General features: G+C 38.2%; 19 protein-coding genes and 3 pseudogenes. 8 read left to right on the forward strand and 14 right to left on the reverse strand.

The annotated features are described in order from the left end of the window. Nucleotides 1–4: 4 nt before the first annotated feature. A complete protein-coding gene (locus BkAM31D_RS21330; protein WP_306807420.1) occupies nt 5–298 on the reverse strand; it encodes a YuzF family protein in 294 nt (97 codons plus the stop codon). A gap of 110 nt (nt 299–408) precedes the next feature. Then, nucleotides 409–1,056, reverse strand: a pseudogene (locus tag BkAM31D_RS21335) (GyrI-like domain-containing protein); the annotation flags it as partial. 77 nt (nt 1,057–1,133) lie between these two features. Between BkAM31D_RS21335 and tnpA the strand changes: the two are divergent. The 3 genes from tnpA to tnpC are packed head-to-tail and all read left to right on the forward strand — an operon-like array spanning nt 1,134 to nt 3,432. Continuing rightward, entirely contained in the window at nt 1,134–1,451 is a 318-nt protein-coding gene (gene tnpA / locus BkAM31D_RS21340) for an IS66 family insertion sequence element accessory protein TnpA (RefSeq protein WP_012960629.1), read from the forward strand. Continuing rightward, nucleotides 1,448–1,804 (forward strand): IS66 family insertion sequence element accessory protein TnpB, encoded by a 357-nt coding sequence (gene tnpB, locus BkAM31D_RS21345; RefSeq protein WP_012960630.1) that lies wholly within the window; start codon nt 1,448–1,450, stop codon nt 1,802–1,804. The genes tnpA and tnpB overlap by 4 nt, the downstream gene beginning before the upstream one ends. Nucleotides 1,805–1,851: 47 nt before the next feature. Further along, on the forward strand, nt 1,852–3,432 hold the full coding sequence (gene tnpC, locus BkAM31D_RS21350; protein WP_066161166.1) for an IS66 family transposase: 1,581 nt from the start codon (nt 1,852–1,854) through the stop codon (nt 3,430–3,432). A gap of 53 nt (nt 3,433–3,485) precedes the next feature. On the opposite strand, the pseudogene BkAM31D_RS21355 reads toward tnpC, so the two are convergent. Next, nucleotides 3,486–3,722 (reverse strand): annotated as a pseudogene (locus BkAM31D_RS21355) (helix-turn-helix domain-containing protein); the annotation flags it as partial. 564 nt (nt 3,723–4,286) lie between these two features. Between BkAM31D_RS21355 and BkAM31D_RS21360 the strand changes: the two are divergent. The 3 genes from BkAM31D_RS21360 to BkAM31D_RS21370 all read left to right on the forward strand — a co-directional run bounded on the left by BkAM31D_RS21360 (nt 4,287) and on the right by BkAM31D_RS21370 (nt 5,581). Continuing rightward, a complete protein-coding gene (locus tag BkAM31D_RS21360; protein ID WP_066158891.1) occupies nt 4,287–4,601 on the forward strand; it encodes an ArsR/SmtB family transcription factor in 315 nt (104 codons plus the stop codon). A gap of 78 nt (nt 4,602–4,679) precedes the next feature. Beyond that, on the forward strand, nt 4,680–5,108 hold the full coding sequence (locus BkAM31D_RS21365; protein ID WP_066158877.1) for a DMT family transporter: 429 nt from the start codon (nt 4,680–4,682) through the stop codon (nt 5,106–5,108). Between the two features lie 11 nt (nt 5,109–5,119). Further along, nucleotides 5,120–5,581, forward strand: a complete 462-nt coding sequence (locus tag BkAM31D_RS21370; RefSeq protein ID WP_066158874.1) for a DMT family transporter — start codon at nt 5,120–5,122, stop codon at nt 5,579–5,581. A 217-nt stretch (nt 5,582–5,798) separates the two neighbouring features. Here the strand turns inward: BkAM31D_RS21370 and BkAM31D_RS21375 are convergent, their stop codons facing one another. After that, nucleotides 5,799–6,587, reverse strand: a complete 789-nt coding sequence (locus tag BkAM31D_RS21375) for a DUF2935 domain-containing protein (RefSeq protein ID WP_066158870.1) — start codon at nt 6,585–6,587, stop codon at nt 5,799–5,801. A 282-nt stretch (nt 6,588–6,869) separates the two neighbouring features. Here BkAM31D_RS21375 and BkAM31D_RS21380 point away from each other — a divergent pair. Then, nucleotides 6,870–8,277 (forward strand): annotated as a pseudogene (locus BkAM31D_RS21380) (PQQ-dependent sugar dehydrogenase). Nucleotides 8,278–8,455: 178 nt separating this feature from the next. Here BkAM31D_RS21380 and BkAM31D_RS21385 read toward each other — a convergent pair. The 10 genes from BkAM31D_RS21385 to BkAM31D_RS21430 form a co-directional block, all read right to left on the reverse strand. Next, a complete protein-coding gene (locus BkAM31D_RS21385) occupies nt 8,456–8,944 on the reverse strand; it encodes a hypothetical protein (protein WP_306807421.1) in 489 nt (162 codons plus the stop codon). Between the two features lie 79 nt (nt 8,945–9,023). Then, nucleotides 9,024–9,401: a YmaF family protein gene (locus BkAM31D_RS21390; protein WP_066158866.1), complete on the reverse strand. Its 378-nt coding sequence runs from the start codon at nt 9,399–9,401 to the stop codon at nt 9,024–9,026. A 324-nt stretch (nt 9,402–9,725) separates the two neighbouring features. Beyond that, nucleotides 9,726–10,445, reverse strand: a complete 720-nt coding sequence (locus tag BkAM31D_RS21395; protein WP_066158863.1) for a polysaccharide deacetylase family protein — start codon at nt 10,443–10,445, stop codon at nt 9,726–9,728. A 98-nt stretch (nt 10,446–10,543) separates the two neighbouring features. Next, nucleotides 10,544–10,729: a hypothetical protein gene (locus tag BkAM31D_RS21400; RefSeq protein WP_066158860.1), complete on the reverse strand. Its 186-nt coding sequence runs from the start codon at nt 10,727–10,729 to the stop codon at nt 10,544–10,546. A 143-nt stretch (nt 10,730–10,872) separates the two neighbouring features. Beyond that, nucleotides 10,873–11,103 (reverse strand): hypothetical protein, encoded by a 231-nt coding sequence (locus BkAM31D_RS21405; protein WP_066158857.1) that lies wholly within the window; start codon nt 11,101–11,103, stop codon nt 10,873–10,875. A gap of 57 nt (nt 11,104–11,160) precedes the next feature. Continuing rightward, complete coding sequence (locus BkAM31D_RS21410; RefSeq protein ID WP_066158855.1) at nt 11,161–11,424, reverse strand: CPCC family cysteine-rich protein; 264 nt, start codon at nt 11,422–11,424, stop codon at nt 11,161–11,163. 13 nt (nt 11,425–11,437) lie between these two features. Next, nucleotides 11,438–11,632: a hypothetical protein gene (locus tag BkAM31D_RS21415; protein ID WP_084372437.1), complete on the reverse strand. Its 195-nt coding sequence runs from the start codon at nt 11,630–11,632 to the stop codon at nt 11,438–11,440. 171 nt (nt 11,633–11,803) lie between these two features. Next, a complete protein-coding gene (locus BkAM31D_RS21420) occupies nt 11,804–13,657 on the reverse strand; it encodes a zinc ribbon domain-containing protein (protein ID WP_066158850.1) in 1,854 nt (617 codons plus the stop codon). 30 nt (nt 13,658–13,687) lie between these two features. Next, nucleotides 13,688–15,013, reverse strand: a complete 1,326-nt coding sequence (locus tag BkAM31D_RS21425) for a hypothetical protein (protein WP_235820544.1) — start codon at nt 15,011–15,013, stop codon at nt 13,688–13,690. Nucleotides 15,014–15,197: 184 nt separating this feature from the next. Next, nucleotides 15,198–15,689: a zinc ribbon domain-containing protein gene (locus BkAM31D_RS21430; RefSeq protein WP_066158843.1), complete on the reverse strand. Its 492-nt coding sequence runs from the start codon at nt 15,687–15,689 to the stop codon at nt 15,198–15,200. A gap of 290 nt (nt 15,690–15,979) precedes the next feature. On the opposite strand from BkAM31D_RS21430, the gene BkAM31D_RS21435 reads away from it, so the two are divergent. Then, nucleotides 15,980–16,690: a DUF421 domain-containing protein gene (locus tag BkAM31D_RS21435; protein ID WP_066158838.1), complete on the forward strand. Its 711-nt coding sequence runs from the start codon at nt 15,980–15,982 to the stop codon at nt 16,688–16,690. Nucleotides 16,691–16,749 lie beyond the last annotated feature (59 nt).

The following is a 16,749-nucleotide window of genomic DNA, read 5'->3' on the forward strand; positions in this document are numbered from 1 at the left end:
ACTTCTATTGGTTTTTGGACTCAGGCATAATCCACACGATTTCAGATATGCGAACAAAGAATGTTGAATCATATTCTTGAACCACAACATGATCAGGTTTAGCATCAGCAACCGTTCCATTTACAGGACCACGCGATGTATCAATAACCACTCTCTTTCCAATAAGGCTACGAAGAGTTGCATATACATATGGTTCTACTAACACAACTTGCATAGGTCCATTTGGTGACCTTTGTGAATACATCATTCCATTGGGATACATATTGTTCATTCCCCTAGCAAGTAACATTTTTTTCATTTTATTACTTGTTAGCTTGGTTCATTCCCAACCTATCTTTTTTTCGTTTAAAATGAACATAGAAAAAACTGAGCTGCCGCAACAGCTCAGAATTACATTTCAAATCATTTTTACTTCCTCAAAACAGGAATCCATATTTCGCATTTTGCTGATGGTGAAGTTAAATCTTTGCTTTTGATCGACAAGATTTCAGGTCCCTCTGTTACTTGATAGTTAGAGGATGGGAACCACTCAGAATAAATTCTTCCCCACGTTTCCTGGAGGGTGTTAGGGAATGGACCGGTTGATTCAAAGATCGCCCATGTTAAAGCAGGAACTTCAAGTGTTGAAAAGTTTCCAGGATTCTCTTGTGTTGTCGCCACTCCTATATACTGATCGAGTTCTCCTTTTTCTTCCATTCGTCCTTCTGAAAAGTTTGTAGATGCTTGAATCATTCCTTTTGGTTCAACATTAGAAAGTTTTTGTAACTGGTCTATTTTTTCCATAGTCAAGGATTGCCACATCGCTGCTATTTCTGGATTTTCTCCTTCAAAAACAATGGGAACTCGTTTCATAATCCCAATGATATTAAATGCTTCTTTTTGTTCGATTCGGTAGTTCATTTCATTTCCTCCCTTAATTGACAGTTGGAAGGTCATGAGTGGATATGCTTTTAATTGCTGACCATTGTTTCTTGCTTCTGATGGTGTGACGCCATGTAAATTGAGAAAAGCTCTAGTAAAGGAGTCCGGTGAATTGTATCCATATTTCAACGGTAAGCGTCAAATAATACACACATTCCAATAGCCCTGGTCCCATGCGATACTTTAATCAATAATGATGAAAGGGTGTCGCTATGAAGCGTAAAGAAAAACACGATTTGTGGAAAAAACGCATGGAGGCATACGAAGACAGCGGGGAGACGATACAGGAATGGGTATCTAAACAAGATGACATTACAGAATATCAATTCCACTATTGGCGAAAGAAGATCAAGGCAGAAGTAAACTCAGATTCAAGTGATGAGGTAAGCCAGATTTGGACATCTTTTGATGTGCCTACCTTCCCCACCACATCCATTGAAGTGAGAATAGATGACCTGTCTGTCTATATTCCTGAAAATGTGAGTGAAGAACATTTATCTCGTGTACTACGCGTGCTGAGAAACGGATGATCAATCAACGCTCCATTGATAAAGTCTACCTTGCAAAAGGAAATACAGACTTACGAAAATCTATTGATGGCCTCGCGGCTATCGTACAAGAAAGTTTTCAATTAGATCCATTTTCCCCGTGTTTATTTGTTTTCTGTAATAGACAACGAGATAAGATCAAAATCCTTCACTGGGAACATAATGGATTTTGGCTCTATTATCGCCGTTTAGAAAAAGGTACGTTCCCTTGGCCAGAAGATTCATCTTCTTCTCCGCAAATGATTAGCCATCGTCAGTTCCGTTGGTTACTTGACGGCCTTTCTATTGATCAAAAATCAGCACATCCAAAAGTTACTGCACAACGTGTCATTTAACGAATAAATGATAAGCAAATGGATGAGAGGTGATGTATAATTAAGCTATGAAAACAACAGAAACCACCTCTCAACCTACAACTAAAGATTTAGAAAAACGTGTCTCATCACTTGAGGAACAAAACGCGGAGCTGACGGCAAAAATTAAATGGTATGAAGAACAATTCCGTCTTAGTAAGCAACGCCAATTTGGTACTTCAAGTGAGAAGACAAATGCTGATCAGTTAGAATTGCCTCTTTTTAATGAGGTAGAAATTACGGCTGATCCATCCATTGAAGAACCTACGGTTGAAACGATTACGTATCAACGTAAAAAGACCAAAGGGCAACGTGATATCAAACTTGAGAACCTTCCGAAGGAAGTCATTGAGTATCGATTACCTGTGGAAGATCAGGTTTGTTCGTGCTGCAATGGAAATCTACACGAAATGTCGACAGAGGTACGTCGTGAATTAAAAGTCATCCCAGCGGAAGTGAAGGTCATTGAACATGTACAACATGTTTATGCGTGTCGCCGTTGTGAACGTGAAAGTACGGAGACTCCTATTGTTAAAGCTTCTATGCCGAAACCTGTTTTTCCCAAGAGTCTTGCTTCGCCATCTGCGATGGCCTACATCATGAATCAAAAATATGTAGAAGGGCTTCCATTGTATCGACAAGAACAACAATTCGCTCGTCTAGATGTCTCTTTATCACGCCAAACATTAGCTAATTGGGTTCTTTATGGTGCTAATACATGGTTAAACCTCATCTATGATCGAATGTATCAATATCTAATGAATCTTGATATTGCTCATGCTGATGAAACGACGCTGCAAGTGCTACGAGAGCCAGATCGTCCATCAACAGCTACCTCATACTTATGGCTTTATCGTTCAGGACAGGAAGGCCATCCGATTGTATTATTTGATTACCAGCAAACACGAGCAAGTAAACATCCTAGAAAGTTTTTATCTCCTTTCCAAGGATACTTACATGTAGATGGATATGCTGGATACAATGGAATTTCAAACGTAAAGTTAGTTGGATGCTGGGCACACGCTCGTCGAAAATTTGATGAAGCTTTAAAAGCTTTGCCTAAAGAAGAACAGTCGAAAGATGTCTTAGCAAAGGAAGGCTTAAAATTTTGTAACCAACTCTTTGCGATCGAACGAGAAATAAAAGATTTATCGTTCCCTGAACGTCATCAAATACGTCTAGAAAAAAGTCGACCACTTCTTGGCGCTTTTTCAGCATGGCTTCGTACGCAAACGCCAAAAGTGTTACCAAAGAGTGCACTCGGACAAGCAATTAAATACTGTCGCAATCAATGGGATAAGTTAGAGGTTTTCTTAGAGGACGGTAGACTAGAGATTGATAATAATAGAAGTGAACGATCTATTAAACCATTCGTAATTGGAAGAAAGAACTGGATTTTTGCCAACACTCCGAAAGGAGCAAAGGCAAGTGCTGTAACGTATAGTATTGTAGAAACGGCCAAAGAAAATGGCCTCAACCCTTATCAATACTTAATGCACTTGTTTGAAGAGCTTCCCAATATAGATGTGAATAATGAAAACGCCATTGATCAATTGCTTCCTTGGTCAAACAGTCTTCCGGCTCACTGTCGTATTCAACTTGATAAGTAGATTATAAGTTAGTCCCCATCACATTAATAGGTGGGGACTATTTGACGCTTACATTTCAACGCAATATCGATTACTTTTACGTTACTCTTATGAAGCTCAAATGCTGCCAAACTAAGTCGTCTACGGCGTATATATTCTGATAACGAAATTCCTGCAAGGAAAGAAAACATTCTTTTAAAATGATATTCCGAACAATGAGCTAACCTTGCCACCACCTTGAAATCTATTTCGTTAGTAAGGTTTTCCTCGATATACTTCATTGCAGTATTCATGTCCTTAAGCAAATCCATTCATATGACCTCCTTTCATCAATAGAATAACAGGAGTTTCCTTTAGTCATCCGACATTTTGTGCACCATTTTGTAGGGTTAACTATTTATGAGAAGTTGCTTGTATTATTTAGAGCGAGTCAATAAATAATAATCAAGAAACATAATCCAAAAGTAAGGAATGATCGTTTTTGTTAAACCAAAATATTGTCAGAGGTTTATTGTATAGCACAATATTATCAACAATCTTAAGTTTAATCGGGATCGCTTTAACGATTTATCACCATTTTAAGGTTAAGAAATTGATCGTAAAGCAATCTAAAAATGTCTAGCAACATTTAAATAACCATGCTTTGGATATTTTTTTCGATCATTAATTGCTGCATAGTTTGTTTCAATCACTTAGAATACAATCGTCCTAAGTGATTAATTTATTAACAGTATATTTGTACTGTGCAGCAAATACCTTTTTTATTATTAGTTGTCTTGTTCAATATAGCTCTCCATTAGTTAAGATTTTAAATCAAATAGACAGGGAAACCCTGTACTTTGACATATCGAAAAAAATCGATATATAATATAGACATGGAACCTATCGATGTATTCAAAGCATTATCTAACGAAACTCGGTTTAACATCTTACAGTGGTTAAAAGAACCGGAGAAGCATTTTCCTAAACAAGGCGCTCACCTGCCAAAGGAGATTAGTTACAAAGGGGGAGTATGTGTGGGCGATATTCAAGAAAAAGCCGGAGCTTCTCAATCTACGGTTTCACACTACTTAAATATGATGCAGAAAGCCGGTCTTCTTGAATCTGTAAGATATGGTCAGTGGACGTACTATCGAAGAAATGAAGAAGCCATTCGTCAGTTTGCTGATTATCTTAAAACGGAAATCTGATTTGGGTGATTTCTGTTTTTTTTAATGCATATATCGATTTTTCTAGATATTTATATATATAAATGGAGGTTTTATCTATTGCGTTATATCGCTTATTTATTAGCTATAGTAGCAGGAGCTTCACTTAGTTTTGAAGGAGCTATTTACGGTGAATTAGGAAAAACAGTAGGAAAGCTTGAAACTAGTTTTTATAACTTCTTTGTAGGTTCAATCATCCTCGGGTTATTATGGCTATTCTTTGGAAAAGGTAAACTTTCCTATACCGTTGAAGCACCGAAATGGACATTACTTGGTGGGTTTTTAGGGGTTATTTATCTAACAGCTATTGTAATAAGTGTCCCATATGTTGGTGTTGGGATATCTATGGTTTCCGTTATTATTGGTCAATTAGTCATGAGTATGGTGATTGAACATTATGGTTGGCTTGGAAGCAAGAAATCGGGAATCAATAAAGAAAAAATATTAGCTGTTATTTCAATGATTATAGCACTTGTGTTGGTTTATTAGGAGGTCTAAAAATGAGTATTATGATGGTTCTTTTCACTTTAATAGGTGGTCTTACATTAAGCATACAATCAGCTGTTAATGGTACACTCAGTCGTAAAGCCGGAACAATTGAAACGACACTCTTAACCTTTCTAACCGGAACAATGTTCCTTGCAATCTTTATTCTTTTTTTTGGTCAAGGAAATCTTTTGGCTATTTTTGAAGTGCCTAAATGGCAACTAAGCGCCGTATTTCTAGGTGTGCTGTTTGTACTTTTTATCGTTATAGCTGTTCCTAGAATTGGGGTCATTGCAACCAATATTACTGTTATCATTGGTCAGCTTGTAATCGGCATTGTTATTGACCATTTCGGCTGGTTCAATAGCTTAGTCATTCCTTTAGATATGAAACGTTATTTCGCATTACTATTTATGATCATTGCTCTTTATTTTATCTATAAAGGAAATACACGCGCCAGCGAAGAACACAGGTAAAAAGGCTAATATTCGTGATTATGATGAGATCCAAAGAAATTAATCAAATGTCCATCTTGAACAACATATAACATAAATCCTAATGTTGCCCCTAATGAAAGCAAGAATTCAAGTATAGCTTTCAACAATACTACATTCTGTCACTTTAACAAAATAAGAGCTGCCGTATCGATATCGACAACTCCTTGTTCAGTCACTGCACTCAGTTAGCTGAGAATCATGTTCTTTTCAAACTAGCTTCAAATAAATCTATAATTTCCAAAAATCTCTCAGCTTCTCTAAATGTATGGTCTGCCAAAAGAGGATGAATATTACTTTTGATACGGCATGCTTCAATTAACTCTCTAGCTGTTTTCTTAAAGTCCCTTAAGGAAGCAACCGATACTTTATTTTGATTTAAAAATTGACTTAAAATTGGTTTAGTTTCTGATTGAGGACGCATGGAGTCTAAATCAACCGCTTGAAACATCAATTGGTCGAAATCATGGCTAAAATCTCTTGCCTGTTCAACCAATTTTCTTTCAGAAGGATCTAAAAGATGGCCAATAAACTTTGCATGATCTGCCATAATTTTTAAGAAAAACACATTTTCTTCGATTATAGTATCTGGTTCTGGGGCAAGCTTCCCTTCATTCAGTTCTTTTAAACGGTTAGCAAAGTATGCTGCCTCTCTACTAATATGATCAACTAGCAAAGGAAAATTGTTATGACGGATTTGGCAACTTAAAGTTAAGCCTAAGACTTTTCTTTTGTAGCCCCATATTGCTGCTGCAGCTTGATAAACCTCACTATTAAAGGCTTGAATTTGACGTAAATCTGAATTTACAGTAAATCTAGCTAACCTTTCTTCAATACTTTCGAACAATGAAATGAACTGTCGAGCTTCATCGATAAGTTGTGTCTGTTCATAAGTAAAACCCAAGCTTAAAAATAAGGCATGTTCTTTCATAATCCTAGACCAAAATCGGATTTCGTCTAATGATCTCTCAACTATCGGATTCGCCATAATATCCCTCCTTATTTAACCCTCCCTTTCTATATATACGTGTGTTACTTTGTACTAATTCGTTATTTACTCCTTCAATGGTTCGTGTATGTTTTATTTCAATTTAATGACTAACTTAAAACTTCTTTCACTATCTGCTTTCTAGTCGATTAGGAAAGCGATGTTATTTTTATGAAAGTATGAGTGGTGAAATGTGAAATTTCCCGGCCCTATTGTGGTACTTATTGAACATTTCTAATCATATTCTTATAAAAGATAACAATAAGAAGGGGGGTAAGTTAATTGAAAAAAGTTAAGGTTAGTTTACGGCCCATTGTAAGTAAGATAAATTTACCCACTGTTTTGAAAACAACTATACTTCCAGGTGACTCAATTGAAAGATTATTTATTGCAACCCAGGTAGGAGAGATTTATTACATAGGAAACGGAGAGGTAAGGACTTTTTTAGATATTCGCCCACGAGTCATAAAACTAGGTGCTTCTGGTGGTGGTTATGATGAAAGGGGATTGCTAGGGCTAGCGTTTCATCCCGAATTTTATTATAACGGTCTGTTTTACCTTCATTATTCAGTAGCTGGAACACAAGGTCCAGGTGCTCTTCCTGACTTTTTCAACCCTAATCCGTGCGATCCAGAACCTTAAACCTAAAATGGATAAATAGAGAAATTCAATATGATCATCTAGATACAGTTGAAGAATGGATTCTTCAATCGAATGGTCTACCTCAAAAACAGCGGACATTACTTAACTTAAGAAGACCATTTTCTAATCATAATGGTGTCAATAGCTTAAACTTTTCACCTGAAACAAGAAAACTTGTTTTAACAACCGGAGATGGTGGATCGGGCTATGATCCATTTAATTTAAGCCAGGATGATATGGAGATTGCCGGTAAAATAATTGAAATGGATGTGGATAAAAATTCATTTATCAATAATCCACCCGTAGTTACACGCTTTAATGAACTTCCCATACCTATTCAGGAAATGCTCACAGTCATTGCTAAAGGAGTTCGTAATATACCAGGCATTTCATTTCAAAGGTTCAATAATCAGTATATTAAATATGCGGGAAATGTCGGACAGGACTTGGTCGAGTCGATCTTTTCATTTCTTCATTATAAACCCATACCAGTTACACAGCTTATTCAAGCTTCTTTAGTAATTCTACTGACCAAGATGGATTTATTAACTTTGGCTGGCGGGGGTGGGAAGGGTGTTTTCCTACTTCGACCATAAGAGGCTGTACTGATAATTCGTCTTTAGATGAGAAAACAATTGCTTATTACAATGAATCAGTATCACTTTCAGGGAGTCGTCTTCAGCCTTTAACTAGTTATTTTCATAAAGATCCCCGACCCGATAAATTCGAAGGAACTGCACTAACAGGAATTCAGCCTTATATGGGGAATCGAATCCCTGATTTAACAGGAAGTGTTGTGTTTACTGATTTTGCCCGGAAAGATTCTCAACCACAGGTTAGAGGCGCTTTAGCTTATACTAGAATGAGACCAGATGGCAAACAAAATGATTTCAGTGTGATTCAAACCGATTATGATTTTGGGTTTCAATCAGCCTTTTATGCTAGTCTGGGAACGAATCTGGATCAATCGAGACTTTATTTAGGGGTTTATGGTTCTATGAATGTAACTGATTTTAACCAAGGCACTGTTTTTGAAATAGTTCCATAAATCATACCTACAAAATTCTACTTAATCTTGATACAACTCTTACATGGACTAAATTTCAATCTAATGAACAACCAAGGGAAGAAGCAGACTCCCTTGGTTGTTCATTTTTCCAGGTATTAAAAGTTGAACATCTTGATTTCACCAAAATATTGTTTTTCTAGGTTGTTTTAGAGGATCACTAAATTATAATCATTTTTATTCTTTTAAAAATGACTAAAGCAATTTCAACCCATAACCAGCTATAAAGGAAAGCAAATAAAATGATACTTATGGTTGTAAGAATTGAAAAGGAATCAGAGACGGCCGGCCCTAGAATTGGAAAGTGAAAAATAAAAATTAAACTCATTATTCCTAACATCAAAAGAATTGTGCCAGTAGCAATAATACTTACTCTCTTCCGAAAAAAGGAAAAAGATGCTCCTATGCCAAGTCCTAATAATCCTGTTGTAAAAGGAAATACAATTAGTTCCGTTGGCTGCAGGATGAATAACAACATAATAGTCAGAAAATAGGACTTTACTCCAAATGAAATGGATAACATGGAACATAACAGAATAGGTGCAGTGACAAGCGGACTTATAAAATATCCTACACCTGGTACAAAACCACCAGAAGCCTGTAAAATGGCAGCAATACAAGCAAAAATAGACCCTAATATCAGCTTCATCGTCTTTTTATGTTTATTGAATATGATTTGAGCTAAACGGACCTCATCAGAAATAGGTTTTAAAAAAAACATTATTATTCTATAAACTAGTTCGACCACTATACTTATGTCTATGTGGAGTAACACCATCAACAGTAGTTACTCCACTGAATTCATGGTAATGGCCTCCTTCTGGGAGGAAAATTGCTGGTCCAGTAACACCTCGGATTTCATGTCTATGTCGTTCGTCAAAACTAGTAAAAGTCCCATAACGATGTGTATGTTGTACACCACTAGGAGCTGGTTCTGTTGTTCCGGCATAACGATGGTCATGCCCTACATCAAATGATGTTACTCCTCTAAATTCATGTGTATGAACAGGTCGCCCGTTCCATGAAGTTATATAAAGAGTATGCGAGTGTTCAGAATTATCTTCATCAGAATGATAAAGATAACCAGTTACTGGTATGCTTGTCATCTAAGCCATCATCCTTTCACTTTAGATCTAACATTTTATGTTAAAAACGATAAAACGTGTGAATATCAATTTAGAGGAAGATGAGTCAAGCATGTGTTGATATGACCAAGTTTTTGGATATCTATTTGCTTTGGCTTTGGAAGACCTGGAAAGAGGAAATGACTAATGATTACATCGAATGATATAAGCTTTATAATTTAAATAACGAAAACAAGGATAGCTTAATTGTTGTTATTTTATTAATTATTGTAGGTACAGCTTTCGTTAGCAATTATTATTAAGAACTATTAATGCGAGCACTTGAAGAAGTGCTCGCATTCTCTATCACTCTTGAATTTCATATTCTAGAAGTTCGGAAATGGTTACGAATGTATACCCTTGCTCTTCTAACGAAGTAATAATCCCTTCTACTGAATGGAGTGATTCTTTTCTACTCTCATACATGACATGCAATAAAATAATGGAACCAGGTTTTATCTTTTCTACAACATGGTCTACGATTTTATTTGCATCAGCTGCAATATCAGGATAAGAATCTGGCTCTATATTCATATAAATCGTATTCCTATCTAGCTTGGAGAGATAATACGGTAACAAAACTAACCTTTTTCCAAAAGGCGGACGGAAGGTGATTTCTCCTTCATAACCGATTTGTCGGATTAGCTCATCCGTTTTATCTATTTCATCTTTAATAAAAGATGGAGATTTAAAAACCATTCTTTGATGGGAATAGGAGTGGTTTCCAATTTCATGTCCTTCTTGCACGATCTTTTTCGCGTCATCAAAATACTTTTCAATTTCATATCCTGTTAAGTAGAAAGTACCTTTCACATCATGTTTTCTTAATATGTCTAAAATTTCATCTGTATGTACCCCAGGACCATCATCAAATGTTAAAGCTACTACTTTTTCGTCTGTTTCTACACTATTAACTAAACCGCCAAAGAACTGGAACGTTCTAGATTGAGATAACTCGTTTACTGAATAACCTACAGCAATTAATAGTACGATTGCTATAAGAATCCTTTTTATTATTTTTTTCATATATCCCCCATAATGAAACTATTTTCTCCCTTCATATAATACTATAATTTTGTAATATTCAGCTCTAGTAAATAAAAGTTCACCTTTACTCCACTTGCTTACTCATTGTTTTTCTTCTTCCATTCATATGGAACTTTAGACCATTCATAAAAAATAATAATCAAGTACATGACAATGGAGATGGAAATATTCTCAACCATATTAATCTCTTTATTTGCAAATAAATTCCAAAACGTTCTTGATATAAAATAGATTAAGGGTAATCGAATGCTTTTCTTAAGCATATTGGCAGTATTCCCCCTTATGTAGCAGCATAATTACATGAATAACTCCTCTCTCTAATTTAACATTTATTCCCTTTTTTGTGATATCAAAAGAAAAATGCGTCCCTGTTTCGTTGTAGGCACGCTAAATGTGAAACCAAATGTTATCCAAAGTAATTATGAAACGACAATATAATTAGACCAATACTCACCATTCCCCAAGCTACAGTACTCACGATCCACCAAACGACCGCTTTCGTTTTTGATGTACGCTCTCCGCTTTGAGGATTGGCTTTTATAAAAGCGAGTTTCCTTTCCATATTCTTTTTCAAAGAAATAAGAACAACAAAGCCGATTAGAATAAAACCTATTGTGACCAATAGCAATATATCCACTTTATATGCCTCCTTATTTTGTGAATGGCTTACTTGACTCTACTCTCAAACCTTCTCTCATAAAGGCTTCCAGTTAGAATCTTTACGATCATTTTCATCTGGCTTTTTCACGGATTCAATATATTCCTTTTGACACGCTCCAAACGCAATAAAGTTCTTTTGTGCTTGCCTTAATGAGACTTCATTCGCTCCACCTTCATAATCTGGATTTTGAAATTGAAGACCATCATCTTCCCAAAAGCATATTTCACAAATCTCAAATGTATCTGTTAGCTCTTCTTCTAACGTTTTATACCCACAACAAGGACATGTATATTTCATGTTTTCACCTCTGTTATGCAAACGTCTTTCTGAGCTTTCTTAAAACCATACCGTTTGCTACTGCTCCTATTAACCCTGTCATGACAAAAATATAGGCAACAAACAAAGGGGTTGAAGCAAGTGATTCCGTAAGTATTCGTATCACCCCAACAGCAAAAATGAGCAAACTGCATACTAGAGTAATAATGGTTCGAGTTTTAACATTCAAATGAACAACCTCCATTAATTAAATGACTTCCTTACATATTATAGTAACATTAAATTCCATAACTCTACTTTTAACCTATGAGCTAAAAAGGAAAAATAAGCGTACCAAATCGCTTTAGATTCGGTACGCTCTTACTGTCATTTCTCCTCCGAAATCGAAATCTCTCTTCTACTAATACAAATCCTCATCCACGATCGTATTCGTCTCAAGCATCGTCTTCATTTTCATTCCGTTTTCAGTGACTCTTACTTGGTAGACGGAAACGAAAGCTTTGTATTTCGCCGTTCCTTCGTCGCCATAGTATATATGGAATTCCTCTGACGTTGTCATTTCATATAAGTTGTCACCGATTTTCCGGACGTTTTCGACGCGGTTACCTAATAGTTCCTCTTGGATGCCGCGGCTTTGTAAGTAGTCAATGTAGTTTGCGGTATCCTTTTGATATTGGGTTGATTCTGGATCGATGAGGTGGGCAATCATCGAGTAGTCGCCTGCATTGTATGCATCTGTGCATAAACGGATAAAGTTCGCGTAGAAATTGGCGAAGTCGGCATCGGTGACCTCGACCGTTTTGATGACGTCGAATACTTCAGCGTTTTGCACGGCTTCTGCCTGTTTCTGCACATCAAATGTTTTCGTTTCAAGTCGGTTGCCTTCTAGTCCTGAGACGTTGTGGCGAGTGAAGAGTTTCCACTTCTGGTCTTTGTATTCAAAACCATACTGATAGGCATACTGAAGTTGCTGCAAGTTGCTAGAGCCAGATTGTGCGGCACCTTCCTGCCATTTTTCTTGGACGGTCATATAAGCGACCCATCGGCCATTTTCCTCCGTGACAATGAGTGAATCGAGGTCAAAATCGGCTTGATCGATATAAGCGATATAGTAACTATTTGTGTTTCTCATATTTTGAATAGATGTCGTAAACTCCGTATTGAGCGGGTCGGAGTAGTTTTTTAAGTAGCTTGAGTCGCGGTAAATAAGTGCTTTACTCCAGTTCGTGAAGTGATCAGATAGGACTTGAATCAACTCGGTTTGCTGCTCGTTTGAAAGTTGAAAAGATACGATGACTTCATCGTCAACAAGTTGATAATCTGGGCTTTGCACTTTGCCGAATGGTGTTTCCTTTTCAAGTGAGAGAGTCATGCTGCCATCGGTTAAGACTGGGCCGAACTGCTCTCTTCCTTTCTCGACCGTCTCACCGGTATTGGTACCGTTTAAATAAATCGTTGCTTCGTCAATCGTCGTATCAAGCATGATGTAGTCAACTTCAATCGTAAAATCGACGACCTCTTCGTTAAAATGGCTCACGTCTAGCTCTTTATCAAGCTCTAGGAAATCCGTCGATAAAACGGCGGTGACGTCATATCGTCCAGGAAGCCTGTAGCCAAGGTCAATGTATCCATCTCCTATTTCTGTGTATGAGACTTCCTTTCCGTTAATTAAAAACGTAAGACCCGCTTCATTCGTGTACACCGTTAAAGCAATTGGGTGTAAAACAAAGTCAAAGTTGTCATAAAGGAAATATAATTTGCCCCTTTGTTCATACGTAATTAGGCGGTGCGATTGGATGATCTCTCCGTTCTCTTCTGTTGTAAAATTTCCGCCTGTTCGCACATCTTGCTTTAGTTGTTCGATCAGCTCTTCTTTTGCCTTCGTATCTTCTTCCAAATAGGCAAGCAGGTCATCGATATGTTTCATCGTCACCGGCAAGCTATCGTCCGCTGTTTGCAATAAGCTGAATACAGTGTCCGCATCTTTGTCGTCAATCGCCGCAATAAATTGCTGCAGTTGTTTATTCGGGTCGGTGATTGATTCGCCAAATTTATAAAGTCCTACTCCTAGCGCAAGCAAGATCACCACAGAGGCAATCAGCCATTTCGTCTTTTTGCTTACGGACGCTAGAGTTGGCAGGTCTTGCTTTTGTCTTTTAGCAGGGCTCTCCACGGTTTCGACCTTCGCACCACACTCGGAACAAAAAGGCGTCTGGTCCTCGACTTTTGAACCACAATTTGTGCAAAATTTCATCGTTTTGGTCTCCTTGTTCTTTTTTTCCGTCTACACAGTGTCTTCCGTATCGCCATTTCGGTTCGTCAGGAGTACAGCAAGGTAGGCAATGACAAAGGCTGCTACCGCACCAAAGAAGAATGAGCCAATAACCGAAAACCCTAACGACACATTGAACAAATCACCGAAATTCGTATTAATGGAAAAGTTCGCTAACGCCACAATCGCGGCATTCACTAGCCCAAACGACGCGGCATAGACGCCAAGCTCAGGAATGATCTGGCCCTCGGTTGCTTTTCTGAGCTGATTGCCTGCTTGAAAATGAAGTAACAGCGGCACGAGCGCGATGAGCCAGAAGAAGCTTCCAGTCAGCTCCTTAATGACTTCTTGAAACGACTCTTCATCTTCAGACGCTTTCGCTCCACCTAAAAGCGAGTAACTGGCCTTGACTTGTTCATCATAGACTGTCGTTTCAAAACGGAGTGTTTCAAACTGGGCAACATTCCACATGTAGCCTCCGACCTGCGAACCGACCACGTTTTTGACGAAGGTTTCATCGTTTTTAAATTCCTCATGAACGTGAAACACAGCAAGCCCGGCGACAATAAACAATACAACACCCGCAACTTGATTCAAGAGTGCCCAGCGAATCGATACTCCGTATTGTCTGTTTTTCTGCTTCACGTCCGCTGATAGACCAATCAGTGAACCAAGACTTGTAAAAAGAACACTCAAAATCAACGCATTCACAAACACATTGATAAAACGATACTCGGCTGCAATGATCATTTCTTCACCAAAGCTGCTGAAGGAAGACAAATCAACCGAAATCCCAGAAAACATACTAATGACCGCAACAAGTGCAGCATAGACAACTGCAAACGAAACATTTTTCATGAGACGGTTACGAATCGAGCGCTCACGGTTGTTTCGATGCAGCAAATACCCGGTAGGAATCAAAATAAGGGCCGGTAAAAGAAGAAACAAATACAAACTGCCATTTGTTTTCACATAAAACTCAAGAAACATCGCACTTGCGACATAATCGACATTCGCCAAATGACCGAGCATAAAAATATCCGTCATCGAGACAACTTTCAGCGATGAGATCAGCGGACCTAGTAAATCATCCTCCATCGACGAACGAACAGCTTGGTTAATCATCATACTAATGACCAGCGAAACGACCATAAAGGCTGCAATCGTGATCGCACTTGCCTTAAGTGACCCTACTAACGTCTCCGTTTGAAAAGGACGGACCGTTTCGTTGTCTGTTGCTTGTCTTCTTCGACTACTTTTTTCGTTTTTAAAACGCGTTTCACCAGATGAAGCCTGAATGATTTTTTCTAACGATTGTCCGCACGCAATGCAATACAAGGCACCTTGAAGCGTTTGGCTACTGCAATTTTGACAATACTTATTGCTTTCTTTCTCAAGCGTGAGCTCCTCCTTCGCGCTATGCAGGGCGACACCGTCGTGTTTGCAATACAACGCGTTAGGGTCATTTTTCGTTCCACATTGCTTACAATACAAAGAATTCGACCTCCTCTTCTCTTTGATCTTACACCTTCACACCACAGCACGAACAGAATTGTGCCTCCTCCGGAACTGTCTCTTCACAGCGCACACACGCTGTACCCTCGACACTCTCCACCGCCGCAGCCCGTTCCACTTTCGTCCCGCAACCACCGCAAAACTTCGCATCAGCAGAATTCACCGTCTCACAGGAAGGACAAACGCTCCCGCTCTCCTCTTCTTTTTTGTTCAGCTCTGCTACCTTTCTAGACGATGCGTAGAGATGTTGGTCGAACCCATACACATTTTTCGTCAACTCGACTAGCTCTTCGTCGTCGATCTCCCCTGTGCGGATCTTCTGATACGTCCGCAAACCAAGCTCCAAGAGAATCTTAGACTTACGAACAGACGTCTCTTGAATCTCTTTCTTCAGCCTGCTTACCTCTTGTGCAACTTGCAGCTTCTGCTTTCCTTGCTCAATCCCACCTTGAAACTTGGACAACCCTTCCCCTAATTTTGATTGAAAATGACCTGACACATTTTCACGCTCCTTTTTTTCTATGACTTATCGACTATATATATACAGGGATCTGTTACTGAATACCTAAAAATTTTGTGTGCCGGTGCCTGGCACCGCCCGAATTCCCCCGAGATATGTCGAAATAGTCCCAGTGCCTGGCACCACCCGAAATATGTCGAAAAGACGACCAATAGCTGATGAGCGCTAGGTCGTCTTCTTGGAAACGTTTAGAAAAATCGTGTATGTTTTGCTAAATTAGTAAACAAACTATTTTTACATATAAATCTAGTGAAATTGGAGAACTAGCAATGGTCGAAATTGGAGAAGTGGTAATAAGAACGGTGGTCGCCTTTAGCTTTTTAATCATAGCGGCGCGCTTTTTGGGAAAACAAGTGATTTCACAAATGACAATCTTTGATTTTATCGCTGCAATCACGTTAGGAGGGCTAACTGCAGGATTAGCCTATAACACTTCCATCCAGCCACATAATACAGTCGTCGCTTTTATTATGTTTGTTGTCATTATCTTTTTGATTGCCGTATTGTCGACAAGAAATAGAAAGATCCGAAAAATATTTGCAGGAGACCCGACGATTGTCATTCAAAACGGGAAAATTCTTGAAGAAAACATGAGGAAAATGCGCTATACACTTGATTATTTAAACCAACAGTTACGAGAAAAGGATATTTTCAATATTAATGAAGTTCTTTTTGCTATTATCGAAACAAATGGTTCCTTAACGGTACAAAAGAAACCGCAATTCCGAAATGTAACGAGACAAGAGTTAATGCTCGCAACGAACGAAGAGCCTAAACTACCGATTGAGCTTATTATGGACAGTGAAGTGATTGACAAAAATTTAGTTGAAAACGATCTTACTCAATCATGGCTAAATGCTGAACTTCAAAAAAGAAATGTAGACATGAAGGACGTCTTTTACGCGGTCTTATTAGGAAACGGAATTGTGTATATTGATACGTATAAGGACCATATTTTATCTCCTATTGATAAAGAGTAATGACATGCCTCTCCCCGACTGCGACAAAATTCGCTAAATTCCGGGGAGTGACAGGCACC

Source organism: Halalkalibacter krulwichiae (genome assembly GCF_002109385.1).
In the GTDB taxonomy this organism is placed as follows: domain Bacteria; phylum Bacillota; class Bacilli; order Bacillales; family Bacillaceae_D; genus Halalkalibacter; species Halalkalibacter krulwichiae.

What these genes read in the sequence shown, in the direction of transcription:
- BkAM31D_RS21330 (WP_306807420.1), bottom strand. Translation starts at nt 298, where the DNA reads ATGAAAAAAATGTTACTTGCTAGGGGAATGAACAATATGTATCCCAAT.
- tnpA (WP_012960629.1), top strand. Translation starts at nt 1,134, where the DNA reads ATGAAGCGTAAAGAAAAACACGATTTGTGGAAAAAACGCATGGAGGCA.
- tnpB (WP_012960630.1), top strand. Translation starts at nt 1,448, where the DNA reads ATGATCAATCAACGCTCCATTGATAAAGTCTACCTTGCAAAAGGAAAT.
- tnpC (WP_066161166.1), top strand. Translation starts at nt 1,852, where the DNA reads ATGAAAACAACAGAAACCACCTCTCAACCTACAACTAAAGATTTAGAA.
- BkAM31D_RS21360 (WP_066158891.1), top strand. Translation starts at nt 4,287, where the DNA reads ATGGAACCTATCGATGTATTCAAAGCATTATCTAACGAAACTCGGTTT.
- BkAM31D_RS21370 (WP_066158874.1), top strand. Translation starts at nt 5,120, where the DNA reads ATGAGTATTATGATGGTTCTTTTCACTTTAATAGGTGGTCTTACATTA.
- BkAM31D_RS21375 (WP_066158870.1), bottom strand. Translation starts at nt 6,587, where the DNA reads ATGGCGAATCCGATAGTTGAGAGATCATTAGACGAAATCCGATTTTGG.
- BkAM31D_RS21385 (WP_306807421.1), bottom strand. Translation starts at nt 8,944, where the DNA reads ATGAAGCTGATATTAGGGTCTATTTTTGCTTGTATTGCTGCCATTTTA.
- BkAM31D_RS21390 (WP_066158866.1), bottom strand. Translation starts at nt 9,401, where the DNA reads ATGACAAGCATACCAGTAACTGGTTATCTTTATCATTCTGATGAAGAT.
- BkAM31D_RS21395 (WP_066158863.1), bottom strand. Translation starts at nt 10,445, where the DNA reads ATGAAAAAAATAATAAAAAGGATTCTTATAGCAATCGTACTATTAATT.
- BkAM31D_RS21400 (WP_066158860.1), bottom strand. Translation starts at nt 10,729, where the DNA reads ATGCTTAAGAAAAGCATTCGATTACCCTTAATCTATTTTATATCAAGA.
- BkAM31D_RS21410 (WP_066158855.1), bottom strand. Translation starts at nt 11,424, where the DNA reads ATGAAATATACATGTCCTTGTTGTGGGTATAAAACGTTAGAAGAAGAG.
- BkAM31D_RS21420 (WP_066158850.1), bottom strand. Translation starts at nt 13,657, where the DNA reads ATGAAATTTTGCACAAATTGTGGTTCAAAAGTCGAGGACCAGACGCCT.
- BkAM31D_RS21435 (WP_066158838.1), top strand. Translation starts at nt 15,980, where the DNA reads ATGGTCGAAATTGGAGAAGTGGTAATAAGAACGGTGGTCGCCTTTAGC.